Origin of the sequence: Gilliamella sp. CG16 (genome assembly GCF_046635785.1) — a bacterium.
Classification (GTDB): Bacteria; Pseudomonadota; Gammaproteobacteria; order Enterobacterales; family Orbaceae; genus Gilliamella; species Gilliamella apicola_I.
In genome coordinates this window covers 76,011-92,818 of sequence record NZ_JBIDFL010000002.1, presented here as the reverse complement: position 1 = coordinate 92,818, position 16,808 = coordinate 76,011, and the positions used below count along the sequence as shown (strand labels likewise).

The 16,808-nt window shown below is 34.2% G+C and carries 13 protein-coding genes; 5 read left to right on the top strand and 8 right to left on the bottom strand.

Going from position 1 to position 16,808, the window contains the following annotated elements:
- Positions 1-11 precede the first annotated feature (11 nt).
- Positions 12-350, top strand: a complete 339-nt coding sequence (glnK, locus tag ACGH47_RS02875) for a P-II family nitrogen regulator (protein WP_220216771.1) — start codon at positions 12-14, stop codon at positions 348-350.
- Positions 351-364: 14 nt separating this feature from the next.
- Positions 365-1,645, top strand: a complete 1,281-nt coding sequence (gene amtB, locus ACGH47_RS02870) for an ammonium transporter AmtB (protein WP_267361199.1) — start codon at positions 365-367, stop codon at positions 1,643-1,645.
- 106 nt (positions 1,646-1,751) lie between these two features.
- Here the strand turns inward: amtB and ACGH47_RS02865 are convergent, their stop codons facing one another.
- Both ACGH47_RS02865 and ACGH47_RS02860 read right to left on the bottom strand, forming a co-directional pair.
- Entirely contained in the window at positions 1,752-2,231 is a 480-nt protein-coding gene (locus ACGH47_RS02865; RefSeq protein WP_267351326.1) for a hypothetical protein, read from the bottom strand.
- A 347-nt stretch (positions 2,232-2,578) separates the two neighbouring features.
- On the bottom strand, positions 2,579-2,998 hold the full coding sequence (locus tag ACGH47_RS02860) for a hypothetical protein (RefSeq protein WP_267351328.1): 420 nt from the start codon (positions 2,996-2,998) through the stop codon (positions 2,579-2,581).
- A 696-nt stretch (positions 2,999-3,694) separates the two neighbouring features.
- Between ACGH47_RS02860 and dsdC the strand changes: the two genes are divergently transcribed.
- Positions 3,695-4,630, top strand: a complete 936-nt coding sequence (gene dsdC, locus ACGH47_RS02855; RefSeq protein WP_267361203.1) for a DNA-binding transcriptional regulator DsdC — start codon at positions 3,695-3,697, stop codon at positions 4,628-4,630.
- A gap of 62 nt (positions 4,631-4,692) precedes the next feature.
- Here dsdC and ACGH47_RS02850 read toward each other — a convergent pair whose 3' ends face one another.
- From ACGH47_RS02850 to fdhD, 4 genes are all read right to left on the bottom strand, one after another.
- Positions 4,693-5,598: an EamA family transporter gene (locus ACGH47_RS02850; RefSeq protein WP_411622669.1), complete on the bottom strand. Its 906-nt coding sequence runs from the start codon at positions 5,596-5,598 to the stop codon at positions 4,693-4,695.
- A gap of 184 nt (positions 5,599-5,782) precedes the next feature.
- On the bottom strand, positions 5,783-7,024 hold the full coding sequence (locus ACGH47_RS02845) for a nucleoside permease (protein WP_411622667.1): 1,242 nt from the start codon (positions 7,022-7,024) through the stop codon (positions 5,783-5,785).
- A 55-nt stretch (positions 7,025-7,079) separates the two neighbouring features.
- Complete coding sequence (locus tag ACGH47_RS02840; protein WP_411598855.1) at positions 7,080-7,898, bottom strand: purine-nucleoside phosphorylase; 819 nt, start codon at positions 7,896-7,898, stop codon at positions 7,080-7,082.
- Between the two features lie 245 nt (positions 7,899-8,143).
- Entirely contained in the window at positions 8,144-8,950 is an 807-nt protein-coding gene (gene fdhD / locus ACGH47_RS02835) for a formate dehydrogenase accessory sulfurtransferase FdhD (RefSeq protein ID WP_267361211.1), read from the bottom strand.
- A 207-nt stretch (positions 8,951-9,157) separates the two neighbouring features.
- On the opposite strand from fdhD, the gene ACGH47_RS02830 reads away from it, so the two are divergent.
- Positions 9,158-9,688 (top strand): DedA family protein, encoded by a 531-nt coding sequence (locus ACGH47_RS02830; RefSeq protein ID WP_411598853.1) that lies wholly within the window; start codon positions 9,158-9,160, stop codon positions 9,686-9,688.
- On the opposite strand, the gene mscM is transcribed toward ACGH47_RS02830, so the two are convergent.
- Both mscM and asd read right to left on the bottom strand, forming a co-directional pair.
- Positions 9,685-12,294 (bottom strand): miniconductance mechanosensitive channel MscM, encoded by a 2,610-nt coding sequence (gene mscM, locus ACGH47_RS02825; protein WP_411598852.1) that lies wholly within the window; start codon positions 12,292-12,294, stop codon positions 9,685-9,687. The genes ACGH47_RS02830 and mscM overlap by 4 nt on opposite strands.
- A 4-nt stretch (positions 12,295-12,298) precedes the next feature.
- Entirely contained in the window at positions 12,299-13,147 is an 849-nt protein-coding gene (gene asd, locus ACGH47_RS02820) for an archaetidylserine decarboxylase (protein ID WP_411604076.1), read from the bottom strand.
- Positions 13,148-14,042: 895 nt separating this feature from the next.
- On the opposite strand from asd, the gene ACGH47_RS02815 reads away from it, so the two are divergent.
- Entirely contained in the window at positions 14,043-16,589 is a 2,547-nt protein-coding gene (locus ACGH47_RS02815) for an autotransporter outer membrane beta-barrel domain-containing protein (protein ID WP_411622666.1), read from the top strand.
- Positions 16,590-16,808: the final 219 nt, after the last annotated feature.

Here is a 16,808-nt window from a genome sequence, read left to right as displayed (position 1 = left end):
GAGTTACATAGATGAAATTAGTGACTGTTGTGATTAAACCTTTCAAATTAGAAGAGGTCAGAGAATCACTTTCAAATATTGGTATCACTGGATTAACTGTTACAGAAGTAAAAGGGTTTGGGCGGCAAAAAGGTCATGCCGAACTTTATCGGGGTGCAGAATACACTGTTAATTTTTTACCTAAAGTAAAAATAGAGTTAGCGATCAGTGACGATCAACTCGACGAAGCTATTACCACAATTTGTCAGGCAGCTTATACCGGCAAAATTGGCGACGGAAAAATTTTTGTTACGCCATTGATGCACGTTGTTCGGATCCGAACGGGTGAAACCGATGAGTTAGCACTATAAATAGGGATAATATTATGTTAAAAAAATTAAGTTTAGTGTTTGGATTATTGGTTTCTGGTTCAGTATTGGCAAATGAAGTTCCTATTGCTAATAAAGCGGATAATGGTTTTATGATGATTTGTACTGCACTGGTACTATTTATGTCCGTACCGGGTATCGCACTCTTTTATGGTGGATTATTACGTTCTAAAAACGTGTTATCCATGTTGTCACAAGTATTGGTTACTTTTTCATTAATCACCGTGCTTTGGATAACGTATGGCTATACCTTATCCTTTGGTCAAGGAAATTGGTTTTTTGGTAACTTCGACCATTTTTTATTAATTGGCGTGAAGATAACGGACTTCTCGGGAACGATTTATGAGCTGATTTGGATCGCTTTTCAAGGCTCTTTTGCCTGTATTACCTGCTGTTTAATACTGGGTGCTTTTGCGGAACGTATTCGATTTTCAGCAGTATTAATTTTTATGGTAATTTGGTTTACATTCGCCTATATACCGATGGCTCATATGGTTTGGGGCGGGGGTATATTAGGCGATGAAGGGTCATTAGATTTTGCTGGTGGTACGGTGGTTCATATTAATGCATCAGTTGCTGGATTAATTGGCGCCTATCTGCTCAAAAATCGTATCGGTTATAATCGTGAGCCCTTAAAACCTTTCAATTTACCTTATGTGTACTTAGGGGCAGCAATTCTTTATATAGGCTGGTTTGGCTTTAATGCGGGATCGGCAACACAAGCCGATGAGATTGCCAGCTTGGCTTTTATTAATACGGTCGCAGCAACGGCAGCCGCCGTTTTAGCGTGGACCATTGCCGAATGGGTATTGCGAGGTAAACCATCATGTTTAGGCGCTGCTTCAGGGGTTATTGCTGGATTAGTTGGCATAACGCCAGCCGCTGGATTTGTCGGCGTTGGTGGCGCAATGTTAATTGGTTTGATTTGTGGTTTTGCCGGTGTTTGGGGCGTATCTTCTCTTAAAAAAAGGTTAAAAATTGATGACACCTGTGATGTGTTTGGAGTACATGGCGTCTGTGGTATTGTAGGTTGTCTGCTAACAGGTATATTTACAGCAGAATCGTTAGGCGGCATTGGTTATGCCCAAGGCATGAATATGCTAAGCCAATTAGGTATCCAATTATTGAGTGTGATTACCTGTGTTGTTTGGACAGCTATTATCGCATTGATTGGTTATAAAATTGCCGATTTGTCAGTTGGATTACGTGTATCAGAAGAGCATGAACGTGAAGGATTAGATATTAACAGCCATGGTGAAAGTGCCTTTAACAGTTAGCACTGATAAATATTAGTATTTGTTCTAACAAACCTATTAAATAAATTACAGGGCTTATACCCTGTAATTTATTAGACCTAGTATTAATTATTGTTAAAACTATTTTTTAATCATCCCAAAGCATAATGGCATTATCTTCAGTTAAGATTAAAGGTGGAGCAAACAAATGTTCTTTTATTTGTGTTGGGATCACATCAACATCACTTAGATCAAGTTCAACATCTGGGTATACTTTAGCCATCTCTTTCAATCGAGTACCAAGTAATTCCTTTACTTTATTGGACTCTTTAGCCAAAGCTATCTCATCTTTTAACATACCGATTTGTTTCTCATGGTGTTCGGATTCAAATATTTCCCCAAATATAAATGAAAACTCTTTATTTTTACGAAAAGTATTTTTTTCGTTGTACTCTTTTTCTTTATACTCAGTATGATGTAATTTAAGCTCCTTAATACGTAATGCAATGATTTCATCTACGCAATCCGGATAATTTAGTTTAGAGTCTAAATAGCTTAAAGTATTTTGTTTTGTTACTGATTCACTGTTTTGTACTAAGGTAAATAATGGTTTTTTATGTGTCTTCATTCTATAACTTCCTTTCTATTTCAGGACAATAATATAACAATGTGTCGGACAATGAAAAAAACGATTGTTACTTGTTTTCTTAAGATACTTCTTGTTACGGTGCTACATCAGTATAAAATAACTAACTTCCAGTTTTTTTGTAATTTCCTTATAACAAGTCGATTAAATGCTATTCAACAATTAATAAATCAAGTTAAAAAATTATTATTTACTTTATTTTTACAAGACGAAAATTAAAATTTAATGCCTCCTGTCATTACTAATACACTTTATAATGGATAAAACTAACCAAGAACTTAACACTAATTTCGAATAAAAATACCAATAAAATTACCAATTCTGTTCGGCTAACTCGTTTTCATATCACTCTTTAAATCAAATTCAGCTTGATCTCCATAATGAGAAAATATCGACATAGGTATAAGCTTTCCTAAGAAAATAACTATATTGTTAAGCAAATAATTACTTAAACTGTCGAGATGATAGTGTTTTTCTGGAAATAATGTTGTGTTCGATATGATAATTTTATTTGGCTTAATAATTCCTTTTGTTACAGCCGCTTTTGGAGATGATTTCTCGTGATAAGAAGTACTTCTTACTAGTTGTTGATCACATTCCATTACGCCTATTTTTGTTAATACTTGAAAAAATAATTTTTGAGTTAAAACGGTTATTCTTCGTTTAGACCAAGAAAATATTGCCAATTTAACAAGACTAATCACTAAATGGTGGCTTAGTAGACGTTTTTCAAGGTCTTGAAACATCATAATCCTATTCCTCTATATTATTTTATTGATTTAAAAAATAAAAATGTAGAAACAAGTATAACAAATCAAACTATTAAGGTTACAAAAGTATAGAAATTGTTCATTGCAATAAAGATTGTGGAGGAATATGTTTAAATTAAACATAAAAAATGGATAAGACATTTTGCTAGACGCATTTAAATTTAATATTTATTCGATCTTATTCACTCTCACATTCTTATTAAAATATTAGGATGACTATATAGCAGTAACTTAAATTAACGGCTAAGTTGTCTAACCAATATTGACTACAACAAACTCATTACATTCATCTCAATTTTATCGATCACCATTCTTTTAAGCCGGTTTAACTCACTAAATAGGCTAATCAGACCAGATGAATGAATAACAATTCACGACAAAAACTTCAATCTACGTTATACTAATGATTAATTTAGTAAAAATTATAAATTTTGAATTAAAAATGCCGTCTTTTTAAGCTGTTAAATACTGTTATTATTAGATGTTTTTGATTAATATTTGACAAATGATAAATAAACAACTTAACATGAACTGGATTCATCTAAAAAAGTAATTTAAAACCAGCAAGTCCTTCTTTTCAATACTTGTCCTACATATTATTGTTTGTAAATGTAAAGATGAAAGTTGAAAAACAGCTAACTGAAGTTTGACCGTCGAAGTACAGGAGAATTACAGATGTATGATGAAAATAAATATTTGGCACAAAGCCGTATCGTTAATCGTTATCAATTAGCTAAACTACATACTTTTGAATCAGCAGCTCGCCATTTATCATTCGCTTTAGCCGCAGAAGAGCTTTGTATTAGCCCAAGTGCTGTCAGTCATCAAATCAATAAATTAGAAGATGAGCTAGGTTTTAAGTTATTTCAGCGTTTTCATCGTCGTATTGAATTGACTTATAATGGCAAAAATCTTTTTAGTGCAGTAAAAAATTCGCTTCGTAATTTGAATCAAGAAATTCTGGAAATAACGAATCAAGAGGCAGCTGGAACATTAACGGTCTATGCAAAACCGTCATTTACTCAATGTTGGTTAGTCCCTAAACTTGCTGAATTTACTCGGCAGTATCCGTATATCAGTTTAAATATTTTGTCCGGTAATGAAGTGAGTAATTTTAATCGTCATCATATTGACCTTGCCATCTATTTTGATGCGCTACGCTATGAAGAAGTTCGTTATGACCATTTGATGAATGAAACCATTATTCCAGTCTGTAGCCACGCTTATGCGCTTAAACAGGATTTATATGGTAATGTGGATAAATTGACCAATTGTACTTTGTTGCATGACGGACAAGCTTGGGGACATGACTCCAACTTAGAAGAGTGGAAGTCATGGGCAAATAATTTTTCATTACCTTTTGAACTTAATGATATCCCCAAAATCATCTTTGATCGTTCTGATTTAGCTATTATTGCGGCTATTAACCATACCGGTATTGCCATGGGACGAAAACAGTTAATTAGTAAATATTTGGAAACGAAAGAGTTGGTTATGCCTTTTCCTGATATGGAATTATTATGTAAACAGCGTTATTACATTTTAAGACCACAAACCAAATATAATCCGAAAGCGGATATTTTTATTAAATGGCTTAAACGTTATGTTTAAGCCTTGATGTCAGAATTTGTATATATAAAGCGAATTAGTCTTATTCGTAAATTATAACGCCGTTATGAGCCTTTCTTAAGATTTTTCAGATTTAACAATGCAATGGCTGATAGAATAATGATGACGCCGATCCATTGCGTTAACAAGACAGATTCTTTCAAATAGAAATAAGAACAGGTCACGGCTATCGGAAGTTCAGCTGCCGATAATATCGCACTAAATGAAATGCCAATTTTTGGCATACCAACCGAAAATAAAAAGGGCGGTAAAACGGTTCCTAATAACGCCAATAAGAATCCTAATACATAAAGTGGGTCTGAAATATTGTATTTAAAAAAGAATAACGGTGGAAAAATTAAAAACGTAATAATACATGCACCCGTTATCATTAAGGCACTTTTTTCAAGCTTTGGTAAATCGTTACCCACATTACTACTGGTAGTGATAAAAAGGGAATACATTAAAGCGGCTAAAAATCCAAATAAACAGCCTGAAAAATTTAAATGAATGTCTTGATTAAGAACGCCTGCTGCTAAGCAACTACCGATGATGATAATGCCTACTGTCAAAAGTTGAACGCTACTGGGTTTATTTTTAAATATGACAAAATCAATAATGATACTGATCCATAAATATTGCATCAGTAGAATAATGGCTATTGATGCCGGAACTAATTGAACACACTGATAGTAGCAGATACCAACTAAGCCGGGAAAAATTCCAACAGCACATACTTTCCATTTTGGGGTAGAAGGAGAATGTTTAACAGGGGTTGCTTTGGGTTTATTTAAGCTTTTAACGATTAGGTGACTGCCCCATAGTATCAGCATACCCAAAAAACATTGCACACCGGTAACTTCACCTAATGTATATCCAGCTTGATAAGCGGTTTTTACAATAGAAGAGAGGACACCAAAACTACATGCCCCTAAAAAAACTAGAAAACTGCCTAAAAATTTTTCTTTCATATTTGAATCTCAATACTTTTGTAACAAAAAACTTCATCGATAATTTTCGATGTAAAACATAATCACAGGGGGATTAGCCCTGTCGTTTATTCAAGTTCATTAAATGAGTGATGATAATGAATACGAATTGATTCGATTTAGAAGATAAACATGTTGTTATAATCCATTATATGAGTTGACTATCCTATTGTTTAATCTGTTTATTGCTTGTATGGTCATCATGAAAACTAAAGTAAAACACGATAGCTAAAATGAGTGCATAAGACGCAAAAATTAACCATATTGCTTGCCAATCTTTTACATTATTATGGGTACACATATCGACAACTAAACCACTGATAATTGAACCTAAATAAGCCCCGACACCGTTTACCATAGTCATAAATAAACCTTGTGCGCTGGCTCGTATACTTGCATTAACCTCTTTTTCAAGAAAAATTGAACCGGAAATATTAAAGAAATCAAATGCACAACCATAAACAATCATGGATAACATGAGTAAAACAAAACCAAATGGTGTTGGATCACCAAATGCAAATAGTCCGAATCTTAAAGTCCAAGCGATTAAGCTTATCATTATGACCTTTTTTATCCCCAATTTTTTGAGAAAAAATGGGATAGTTAAGATAAAGGCAACCTCTGCCATTTGTGAAACTGAAGATAAAATAGCCGGGTACTGTGTAATTAGACTATTTTCAAATTGCGGAATCTTATTAAAATCACGCAAAAAGGTGGTACCAAAAGTATTGGTTATTTGCAAAATAGCGCCTACTAATACCGAAAATAAAAAAAACACCGCCATTGTCGGTTTTTTAAAAAGTACAAATGCGTCTAATCCTAATCGAGAATGCCATGACTGTTTTATTTTTTTATGAATCGTTATTTTAGGTAGTGTCGAACTGTAAATGACAAGTATGATTGATGCGATACTGGCTACATAGAGTTGTGCATGACTCTGTTCTAATTTAAGTAGGCTTATTATCCACATTGCTATAATAAAGCCTACGGTACCAAAAACCCTTATTTTAGGAAAAGCTTTTAATGAATCAATATTATTGTTGTCTAAACAGTGATAACTGATCGAATTCGATAAAGCGATAGTGGGCATAAATGCTAAAGCATTCGCTAACATTACCCAAAATAATGGATTAGGTTGAGTGATTGATGCTGCATAAAAAAGTGCAATGGCACAGATTGTATGACATAGCATGAAAAGGTATTTAGGTTGTAAAAATTTATCTGCAATAATGCCGATAATGCATGGCATGATTAATGCGGCAAGTCCCTTTGAACTAAACACTAATCCTATCTCAGTCCCTGAAAAATGGAGAGTATGACTCATATAAGAGCCAAAGGTAACCAGCCAGCTTCCCCAAATAAAGTATTGGAAAAACAACATTATTTTCAATCTATTGCTTATGTTCATTACAGATACCTACAAAGTAAACCCTTAATACAACATCAACACAATAAAACAGTGATTAAAAGCGTGCTATCGTTTTAGTAATTAATTGTAAAAACGTTGATTTTACACGTTCTGCTGTTTCAATCACTTCTTCATGCCCTAATGGTTGATCCAAAATACCACAAGCCATATTCGTTAAACAGGATATGCCTATCGTTTTAATTCCCGAATGATGAGCAATAATGGCTTCAGGCACAGTGGACATACCGACTGCATCTGCACCTAATACCCGAATCATTCTAATTTCTGCTGGTGTTTCATAAGTTGGCCCTGTCCACCAAGCATAAACGCCTTGGCGTAAGGTAATATTAAGTTCTTTGGCAACGTCTAAAACGGTTGCACGTAATTGTTTATTATAAAGTTCACTGACATCTAAAAAACGTACACCTAGTTCATCGTTGTTCGGGCCAATTAAAGGATTATTTGCCGTCAAATTAATATGATCAGTGATCAGCATTAAATCACCAGGATTAAAACTGGTATTCACTGCACCACAAGCATTGGTGATAATCAGTTTTTCAACGCCCAGCATTTTCATGACTCGCACCGGAAAGGTCACTTGATCTAACGAAAATCCTTCGTAGTAATGAAAACGTCCTTTCATGGCAACTACTGTTTTATCGCCGCTTTGACCAATAACTAACTCATTAGAATGTCCCACAGCAGCTGATTTTGCAAAATGAGGGATTGTGTCATAAGGAATATGAACTGCATCTTCAAGCGTATCGGCAAAAGGGCCTAATCCTGAACCTAATATAATACCAATAGATGGTTTTTTATTGGTTTTTTGTTGAATATAGTTGACCGCTTGTTGAATATCAGATGTTTGATGCATGGATGTATCCTTAAATTGTCTGTAGATGTTTGTAAGAATAAATTTTGATGAAGCTAATTCATCTTTTCAAGATTAATGTATTATTAATAAATTCATTTTGAGAATGTGTGATGGTGTTGTTATTTTTGGCACATTCTTAAAATCGCCGTAGTATGTCATATCTAAAAAAATAATTAATCATCTTTTTTTTAAAACGCGAAAAAGATCACATAAAAATTTATCATTAAACTCGCATTGTTCACCTTTTAACGTATTCGGTGACTAGCTGAATAAATTACACCTTTATCATTTTTGAAAAAACCGATTAAGGTAAGATTACTTTTCTTGGCCATATCGACTGCCATCGAGGTTGCAGCGGATACTGCCATCAATATTTCAATTCCACAATGAATGGTTTTTTGTACCATTTCATAACTGGCTCGACTTGAAACAACAATAACACCTTGAGGAAAATTCGGATTTTTTTTAAGTTGTGTCGCTCGAAAGCCTAACAATTTATCCAATGCGACATGTCGACCTATATCTTCGAAACCAGCAATAAAATTACCTGCTAAATCAAGTAATATTGCAGCATGCGTACAACCCGTTTGTTCACCAACAGTTTGAACACGTTTTAATGCTGACAATGCTTGATTAAAATAGGATAACTCAATGAAATGAGTGGATGACAAGGTAGGCAAGATGTTACAGACTTGTTCAATCTGTTCCGTGCCACAAATACCGCAACCTGTTCGACCTGTTAAGTTCCGGCGCTTTTGTTTAAGCTCAAAAAATCGCCGTGATGATAGCTCAATGTGCACTTCAAAACCATTTGTCACTTTGATAATGTCAATGCTGTAGATGTCATCTAGGGATTGAATAATTCCTTCTGTTAATGAAAAGCCGATAGCAAAATAGTCAAGGTCTTTAGGGGTTGCCATCATGACAACATGTGAAATACCGTTATATACCAATGCAACAGGGGTTTCTATAGCTAAAACATCATGTTCTGAATGGATGGGTTGATTACTGTTAAATTTTTCAACGGTAATATGTTCTAAACCGATTGTCATAGACTTTCTCTGGCTATCTGTCTTTTATAAAACGTTATGGCTAAGTGATTAGCTATTATACGCTATCTGGATTTGTTGAAAATAGGGTATTAGCATACTTAAAAATAGTTGTAAGATAATTCATAATGCACTGATAACTTAACGCTAATACTTACTTATTATGATAAAATAGGTCACCATAATCAATTGAAAATTTGTGATGCAATTATGTCATTAAATGAAATTACACACACCATAATGCAATTTATTGAAAATCATCAAATCTGGGCTTTGCCCATTATATTTTTATTAGCATTTGGTGAATCGCTTGCCATTATTTCTTTAGTGGTTCCAGCAACGGCTATATTATTAGGTGTAGGTGCATTAATTGGAACAGGTACACTCTCTTTCGTACCGGTATTGATTGCTGCTTCGCTAGGAGCCATTTTGGGTGATTTAATTTCATATTGGTTAGGTAAACATTATCATCATCAAGTTATCCATTCTTGGCCACTTAAAAAGTATCCTAAATTGGTTTTTCGAGCAGAACAATTTTTTCAACGTTATGGCGCATTAGGGGTTTTTATCGGGCGTTTTTTTGGTCCGTTAAGAGCCGTAGTGCCGTTAGTTGCTGGCGCAATGCATATGCCAACAACTAAGTTTAATTTAGCTAACATCACCTCAGCACCGATATGGGCATTTGTTCTGTTAGCGCCAGGCGCCTTCGGCGTGCCTTGGTTAGAGACACTTTTTGGTTAAATGGTTCCTACAGTATAACTACGACGCCCACTTTTGCGACCCAGTGCCTCTAAATTGGTTTGTAATGGTGGAAAAGGGAGTGTCAGACCGTTTTCACGGTAGGCTTCTAGGATTAATTTATGGATTGCACTTCGTAACACCATGCGATGTCCCATTTCAGCAGCAAAAACACGCAGTTCAAATAATTGAATACCTTCTTGAATATCCACTAAAAAAACTTGCGGTTCAGGGTCTTTAAGCACATATTCACATTTATCCGAGGCTTTTTGAAGTAATTCAATAACCAGATCACTATTGGCATCAATTGTAGCCGGGATAGTGAGTACAATTCGTGTAATAGAATCTGACAATGACCAGTTAACGAGTTGTTCGGTGATAAATGCTTTATTCGGCATCACAATCTCTTTTCGATCCCAATCAACAATAGTGATGGCTCGAGTGTTAATTTTGGTGATATTACCAGTCAGATCCCTGATTGTTACGGTATCGCCTATTCGGACTGGTTTTTCGAAAAGAATGATTAATCCCGAAATGAAATTTGCAAATATTTCTTGTAAACCAAAACCTAAACCAACACCAAGTGCCGCTATAAGCCATTGTATTTTAGACCAATCTATCCCAATAAATGAAAAGGCCATCATGGAGCCAATCATTAAAATGATATATTTTGATAAGGTTGATATTGCATAACTGGTGCCCGGTGCTAAATCTAAGTGTTGCAATATTCCCAATTCCAGTAATGCAGGTAGATTTTTAACTAATTGGACGGTAATTGTCATCACCAAAATAGCAATACATACCGCGCCTAAAGTAATATATTGTTCAACTTCGGTACCATTGATGATCGTGGTAGTTCCCCAAAGTTTGATATTATTCATAAATGCGAATGCTGAATGTAATTCAGACCAAAGTAAAATCATACTAATTAAAGCAATTAACATGATGATAGAACGTACAAGTTGTAAAGATTGTGCACTAATCACATCTAAATCGATAACAGGCTCATCGACGTTGTCAGCCAGATCTTCTTCGGGTGTTTTAGCGCGTTGCAGACGTTCAAGACGGCGTTGTTTAGTTCGTTCAAATTCGATACGCCGTTTTTGTATCCACATCCAGCGACGAATCATAAAATAGATAACGAGAAGTCCACACCAAATCACGACCGATGCTTCAAGACGACCTAATAAAACTTGTGCCGTTGATAGATAACCCAAACAAGCAGCAATAATGGCAAGCCATGGCGCACTAAGAAGTATTAGCCAAACGATACGGCTTAATAAATTTTCGCCCGATCCTTTTTTATCAATATAAAGTGGAACGCCTGCTCGGTGGATAGAGTTAGTCATAAACACTAACGCAAAGCAAAGAATGATAAACGCAATACGCCCAATAGTTGCGGCAAATTGACGATTACTGAACTGATCAAAGCTCATGACAACCATAACCAATGGTATGACAAGCCATACCGATAATTGATAATATTTCATGGCTGCACGGACTTTTTTAGATGACCAACCAAAATGACTAATAAACAAGCCGTTTTGTGATGCCAGATGTGCCGTGATGATAAATACCCATAAAATTGGAGCAGCAGCATTAACACCGTATCCTAACGCAACGGCAACAGGATAATCCCAGTTGAGTTGTAATGCATAGCCAAAGACTGCCCATAAAATAGGAATCGGTAAAGCCATTATTAAAGAATATATGACGACTTCTAAAGTTAATGAAAAGTTATCTTGCGTTACTTTACCCACACGGGAGGCAGATTTATTCAAAAATGCGTAATATTTTTTACGCATTTTAAAATGCACAACGACAAATAATATCGATAAAATCAGTAAAAAAAGCGTTTTCGGGGTCGTCAGTATTTGGATTCCCGCTTTATATAATTGTGAAAGCGAGTCGATCGAAAAAATGACATAATTGACGTCTTTAGCTAATTGTAACGGAAAACTCAATGATACGGGATTTACATCAGCAACCCAAAAGAAATATCGATGAGCAGCATCATTCACTTCGTCAATAGCATTAATTAATTGCTTATTGGCAATTTTTAATTTGGTTAATTCTAAAATCGTGGTATCTGTACCTGCGATTAACGTCTTAAGTAACTCGCTTTGTTCACGTAATAGACGGCGATATTGCGAGCCTTGTTTTCCAGCGTTAATTTGATTAGATAAATTTGGATAATTATCCAAATTTTTAAGAACATTACTGTAATTAAGTTGTTGAACTTTGGCTTTGGCTATCTCTGCGTCGAGCGCTAAAGATTTTGGTTTTTCAGGTAAACGTAATAATTGTTGACGTAATGTTTCACCTAATGCCGTTGAAAAGCTTAGCCACTCTCCTTGTTCATCGAGAGTAGCTAGGGTATTTTGAACATGAGAGATTTGCGTTGATATATTTGTTTGTTCGTTAATTATACTGGTTAAATGAATCTTTTGGCTTTCCATATTTTGGCGAAGATCTTCATTAGTCTCGTTGAGTTTATCAACGATTTCAGTAAGTTGTTGAACATCATCAATAGTCGTTATTTTTTCTTCAGCGAATAGGGTTGAAGAAAAAACCATTAATAAAAAACATAACAATCCACGCATCCACATATTGTTAAATCCTTTCAGCTAATTTTTGACCCACACGTGTTACATCCCCAACTTTAAGATTGTTTGAAAATTCAATCGCATTTGAAGCAAATAATGTAATAACGGTTGAACCTAATTTGAAACATCCCATGTCTTGACCTTTGCTGAGTTTAATTTCATCAGAATATGTCCAACGTTTCATGATTCCTTCACGTGGTGGTGTGATTATTCCAGCCCAATCTACTTCAATACTTCCGACGATCGTAGCCCCGACTAATATTTGTGCCATTGGCCCCAATTCTGTTTCAAAAAGGCATATAACACGTTCATTACGCGCAAAAATATTCGGAATGCTTTCTGTTGTGGCTTTACTGACTGAAAAAAGTGAACCAGGCACATAGATCATCTCGCGTAATGTACCGTCACATGGCATATGGAAACGGTGGTAATTTTTGGGCGATAGATAGGTGGTGGCATAAGATCCATTTTGGAAGTACTTAATCATATCTGGATGACAAGCAACCAAAGATTCGAGTGAATAAAAATGTCCTTTTGCTTGTAATAATTGGCTATCTTGAATTGTACCAAATTGGCTTAACACGCCGTCGGCGGGCATGATAATTGAATTTTCAGCCGTATCAATTTCGCGAGCATCTTCTTTTAATTCCCGCGCAAAAAAGTCATTAAATGTTTTATAGTCTGCGGCATTAGTGAACTTTGCTTCACTTAAGTCGACTCGATATAACTTACAAAAGCCTTTAATCATCCATGTTGTGACTTTTCCCAACTGTTTTTTGGCTAACCATCCAAAGATAATTGTTAAAAACTGTTTTGGAAGAAGATACTGAATAATTGCTTTAAGCTGATTTAACATAAGTCACTCTCAAATTATTGTAAAAATAGGTCATTATAACAATAATTATTATGAAAGTATAAAACGAACTAAAACCAAAACTGAAGCCTTATTGTTTATTCGCTTTATTATGAGTAATAAAATGATCGTTTTTGCATGGATTAAGAAAACATATTTGAACTTAACCAGACGTTTTATTTAAAGCCTCAAGCAGGATGAGCTATTACGCATTTAAATAAAAATTTGCTAATGAATATTGATGGATGCTGGGGTAAATTCGCTATCAATTTAAAACAGTTATTGATGAAATAGTTAAAAGTTAAAAGGTTAAAATATTCATGTTAATTTAGTTGATGCTTTTAAAAAATGCCTTTTTTTGCGTTCATCATTTAGTTAAAAAAATGACTGTAATTTTTATTATAAACTCAATTGCAACCTCATTTTGACATGCGTCAATATAAACAACTTATCTTTTCTAAAATGATTTTTGGGAATTATTGTGATTATCTAAATTAAATAATTGTTAATGAATTAACATAATCTATACATAAATAAATAATTATTTACAATCATTAGGGTTTGATATTAAATTCTATTTATAAAAAAAGTAAATATTTTTTTATAGCATATAAAATTTGGATATTAAGTTGTCATTACTGATTCATTTTTCTCAATATCAATAAAATTTTTTTATTTGAGTTAAAAATATCATGTAAATAAAAATAGGTAATGTAGTATTCAGTGCAAAGTAAAAAATAAATATTAATCAGTTTGTTATAGTTTTAAGGGGTAAGTTGAAAAAAAACATAAAGAATTTAAGTGTTATGACCGATATATAAATAAGCTTAAGGCAAGATGGAAATTTTGTGTTTTACACAAAATTAATTGATGGGATTAAATGAGAGTTGTTTTAAATATGGATCAAAAATATAGATTAAAGTGGAATGTTGCACTACAACGTTGGATTATGACTTCGGAAGTATTACGACATGGAAAATCAAAATTTAAAAAAATATTAGTATTAACAGCATTAATGGGCGCTCCCTATATTTCTTATGCTGATTGTTATGCCGGTAACAAAGCGTATGCTAACCAAGGTTCAACATGTGAATTTTCAAACGGTGATTACTACGGAACTAATTTATCACGCATTGAAGGTGAAAATACAACAGCAATATTTACCGCTGATAAGGTAAAAATGATAAGCCCTTCTTATTCAAGTAATCACACGCTAGCGATAGGTGGCGGTAATGGCGGACCTCAAGTAGAAGGCGGGACAACAATATTTAATGGTGATTTGGAAATTATTACCGGTAATAAAGTTTCTCGTGGTATTTATATGTACAATAAGGGTACCCTTTTAATTAAAGGTGATTTAACGATAACTAAAAAAACCCCTACTGGTGCACCACTGGAAGTTGTAAAAGATAACAATGTGGTAACGGTCAATGGTGTTGCAACGTTTAACACTGATGGAGCAGATGCGATACGTAATGGTGGAAACATTACCTTTAATAATGATTTAATCATTAATAACAGTCAAGTCAGTGGTATTGGAATCAGTCTAGGCAACAAGGATGGAAATGAAAAATATTCTGGTAATCTAACATTAAATAAAAATACGACAATTACTACTGCAGGAAAGGGTATCCATTTATGGTACGGAACCTTAACGAATAATGGAATTATCACCTTAAATTCAAATAATGATGTGTCAATAGTCCATGCAGCTGTCATGGGTGATGATACGACAACATTTAACAATAATGGAACACTTAGAGCTGATCCCGCTTCGACATCAATTGAACATATGTTTATTCATGAAGGAACAGGAACGTTTATTGTGAATAATAGCAATAATGGGGATCTTTCTTTTGATAAAGGTTCATTATTTAAAAATATCACACCAGGTACAATTAATATTAATAATGCAGGTAAACTTAGCGGAACAATGGATGCTAATGTAGGTATTATAAATCTTGATAATAGTGGTCAATGGTATATTAATGGCGACTCAAATTTAAATAATGTCATAAATTCAGGTCTCATTTCATTTGCTCATAAATCACCAACTGAATTTCATATTATGGATGTGAAGGGTGATTATGTTGGAAAAAAAGGTATCGTGAAAATGCGTACTGTATGGGGAGCTGCTGATAATGAAAGCGATAAAAATATTCAATCTGATACAATAAAAATTGCCGGTTCAGCTAAAGGGCATACCGTTGTTGTTCCTGTTTCTAATGATGGTAAAGAGAATATTATTGATGGTGATATAAAATCAATCACTAAAGCGATAAATACAACGCCTGTCATTTATGTTGCCGAAAGTAATAACGAAAAAGCCTTTAGTGGCACAGCAAAAACGAATGGCGTTGTTGAGTTTCAGTTAGCCAAACGCACAACAGAGAGTGGCGATGAATACTTTTGGACTATGGCAGCTAATTCGAAATCAGGCAAAGATGCTCAAAATGCTAAATTTGATAAGTTAATTTACGCAAATCCAGTGTCAGGTTATACATTGATGCCTCGTGTCAATTTAGAACAAGGGTATTCTAGTATAGCCAGCTTCAGAGAACGTCGAGGTGACATAACTTGTTATGATTGTAGTGAAATTAATGGAAATCATTCTTGGGGACGTTTTTTTGGGAAACATCATAAACAAGATGGTAAACAACGTTTAAATCTTGATACAAATATTTATGGTTTACAAATTGGTCATGATTTTTTTGTTAAACAGACAGATAGTCAAGATGTCATGATGTTAGGTGCTTATTTTGCCTATAGTAATGCCAATACTGATTTTTCAGATAAATATCATGCAAAAGATGGCGTTATCACACATGATAAAAAAACAGGTAATGGTAAATCAGAAAGCTTTAGTTTTGGCTTAACGAACACTTACTATACCCAAGGTGGGAGTTACTTAGATTTAGTAGGTCAATTATCTTATTTAACTAACAAATATCATGCTAAAAATAGCCATAATCCAGATAGTCAACATGGTTGGGCTGCTGCTGTTTCTGCTGAAGTTGGGCACGCTATTTCAGTGTTTGATAAAAATTGGTCAATAGAACCACAAGCACAATTGATTTACCAACATATCAATTTAAGTCACTTTAAAGATGGTATTCGTCATGTTGATCAAAATGGACAAGACGGTTTACGTAGTCGTTTAGGCTTAAAGTTATCCTATCATGATGATAACCAATTTAGTCAACGCAAATCTTTTTATGTTATTGGAAATTTATGGCATGATTTCGTGAATCCAGAAAAAACCAATATCGGTCGTAATCATATCAACGAAAAGTTTGCACGAACTTGGGGAGAAATGGGTATCGGTATGCAGTTACCTATAGTGACCAACATGAATCTGTATAGTGATGTTCGATATGAACATAACTTTGGTAGTACTCATCGTCAAGGTCTATCAGGGAATGTTGGAATGATGATCCGTTGGTAGTATGGAATATTAACGATTAATAATTAATAATAAAAAGGATCGTACATCATTGGTTTTATAATGTTGTACGATCCAGTAAAGTAAAATTTAAAACGATTTAACACCGCTAAATTTGTCTTCTATCCTTCATATCCTAAACAACAGTATAAATAGATTACTCTTACCGATTGCATAGCCTATAACTTAGGTTAAATTGACAATTTTTAATATTACATCGTT

Coding starts and splice junctions, on each gene's coding strand:
- glnK (WP_220216771.1), top strand. CDS start 12: ATGAAATTAGTGACTGTTGTGATTAAACCTTTCAAATTAGAAGAGGTC.
- amtB (WP_267361199.1), top strand. CDS start 365: ATGTTAAAAAAATTAAGTTTAGTGTTTGGATTATTGGTTTCTGGTTCA.
- ACGH47_RS02865 (WP_267351326.1), bottom strand. CDS start 2,231: ATGAAGACACATAAAAAACCATTATTTACCTTAGTACAAAACAGTGAA.
- ACGH47_RS02860 (WP_267351328.1), bottom strand. CDS start 2,998: ATGATGTTTCAAGACCTTGAAAAACGTCTACTAAGCCACCATTTAGTG.
- dsdC (WP_267361203.1), top strand. CDS start 3,695: ATGTATGATGAAAATAAATATTTGGCACAAAGCCGTATCGTTAATCGT.
- ACGH47_RS02850 (WP_411622669.1), bottom strand. CDS start 5,598: ATGAAAGAAAAATTTTTAGGCAGTTTTCTAGTTTTTTTAGGGGCATGT.
- ACGH47_RS02845 (WP_411622667.1), bottom strand. CDS start 7,024: ATGAACATAAGCAATAGATTGAAAATAATGTTGTTTTTCCAATACTTT.
- ACGH47_RS02840 (WP_411598855.1), bottom strand. CDS start 7,898: ATGCATCAAACATCTGATATTCAACAAGCGGTCAACTATATTCAACAA.
- fdhD (WP_267361211.1), bottom strand. CDS start 8,950: ATGACAATCGGTTTAGAACATATTACCGTTGAAAAATTTAACAGTAAT.
- ACGH47_RS02830 (WP_411598853.1), top strand. CDS start 9,158: ATGTCATTAAATGAAATTACACACACCATAATGCAATTTATTGAAAAT.
- mscM (WP_411598852.1), bottom strand. CDS start 12,294: ATGTGGATGCGTGGATTGTTATGTTTTTTATTAATGGTTTTTTCTTCA.
- asd (WP_411604076.1), bottom strand. CDS start 13,147: ATGTTAAATCAGCTTAAAGCAATTATTCAGTATCTTCTTCCAAAACAG.
- ACGH47_RS02815 (WP_411622666.1), top strand. CDS start 14,043: ATGGATCAAAAATATAGATTAAAGTGGAATGTTGCACTACAACGTTGG.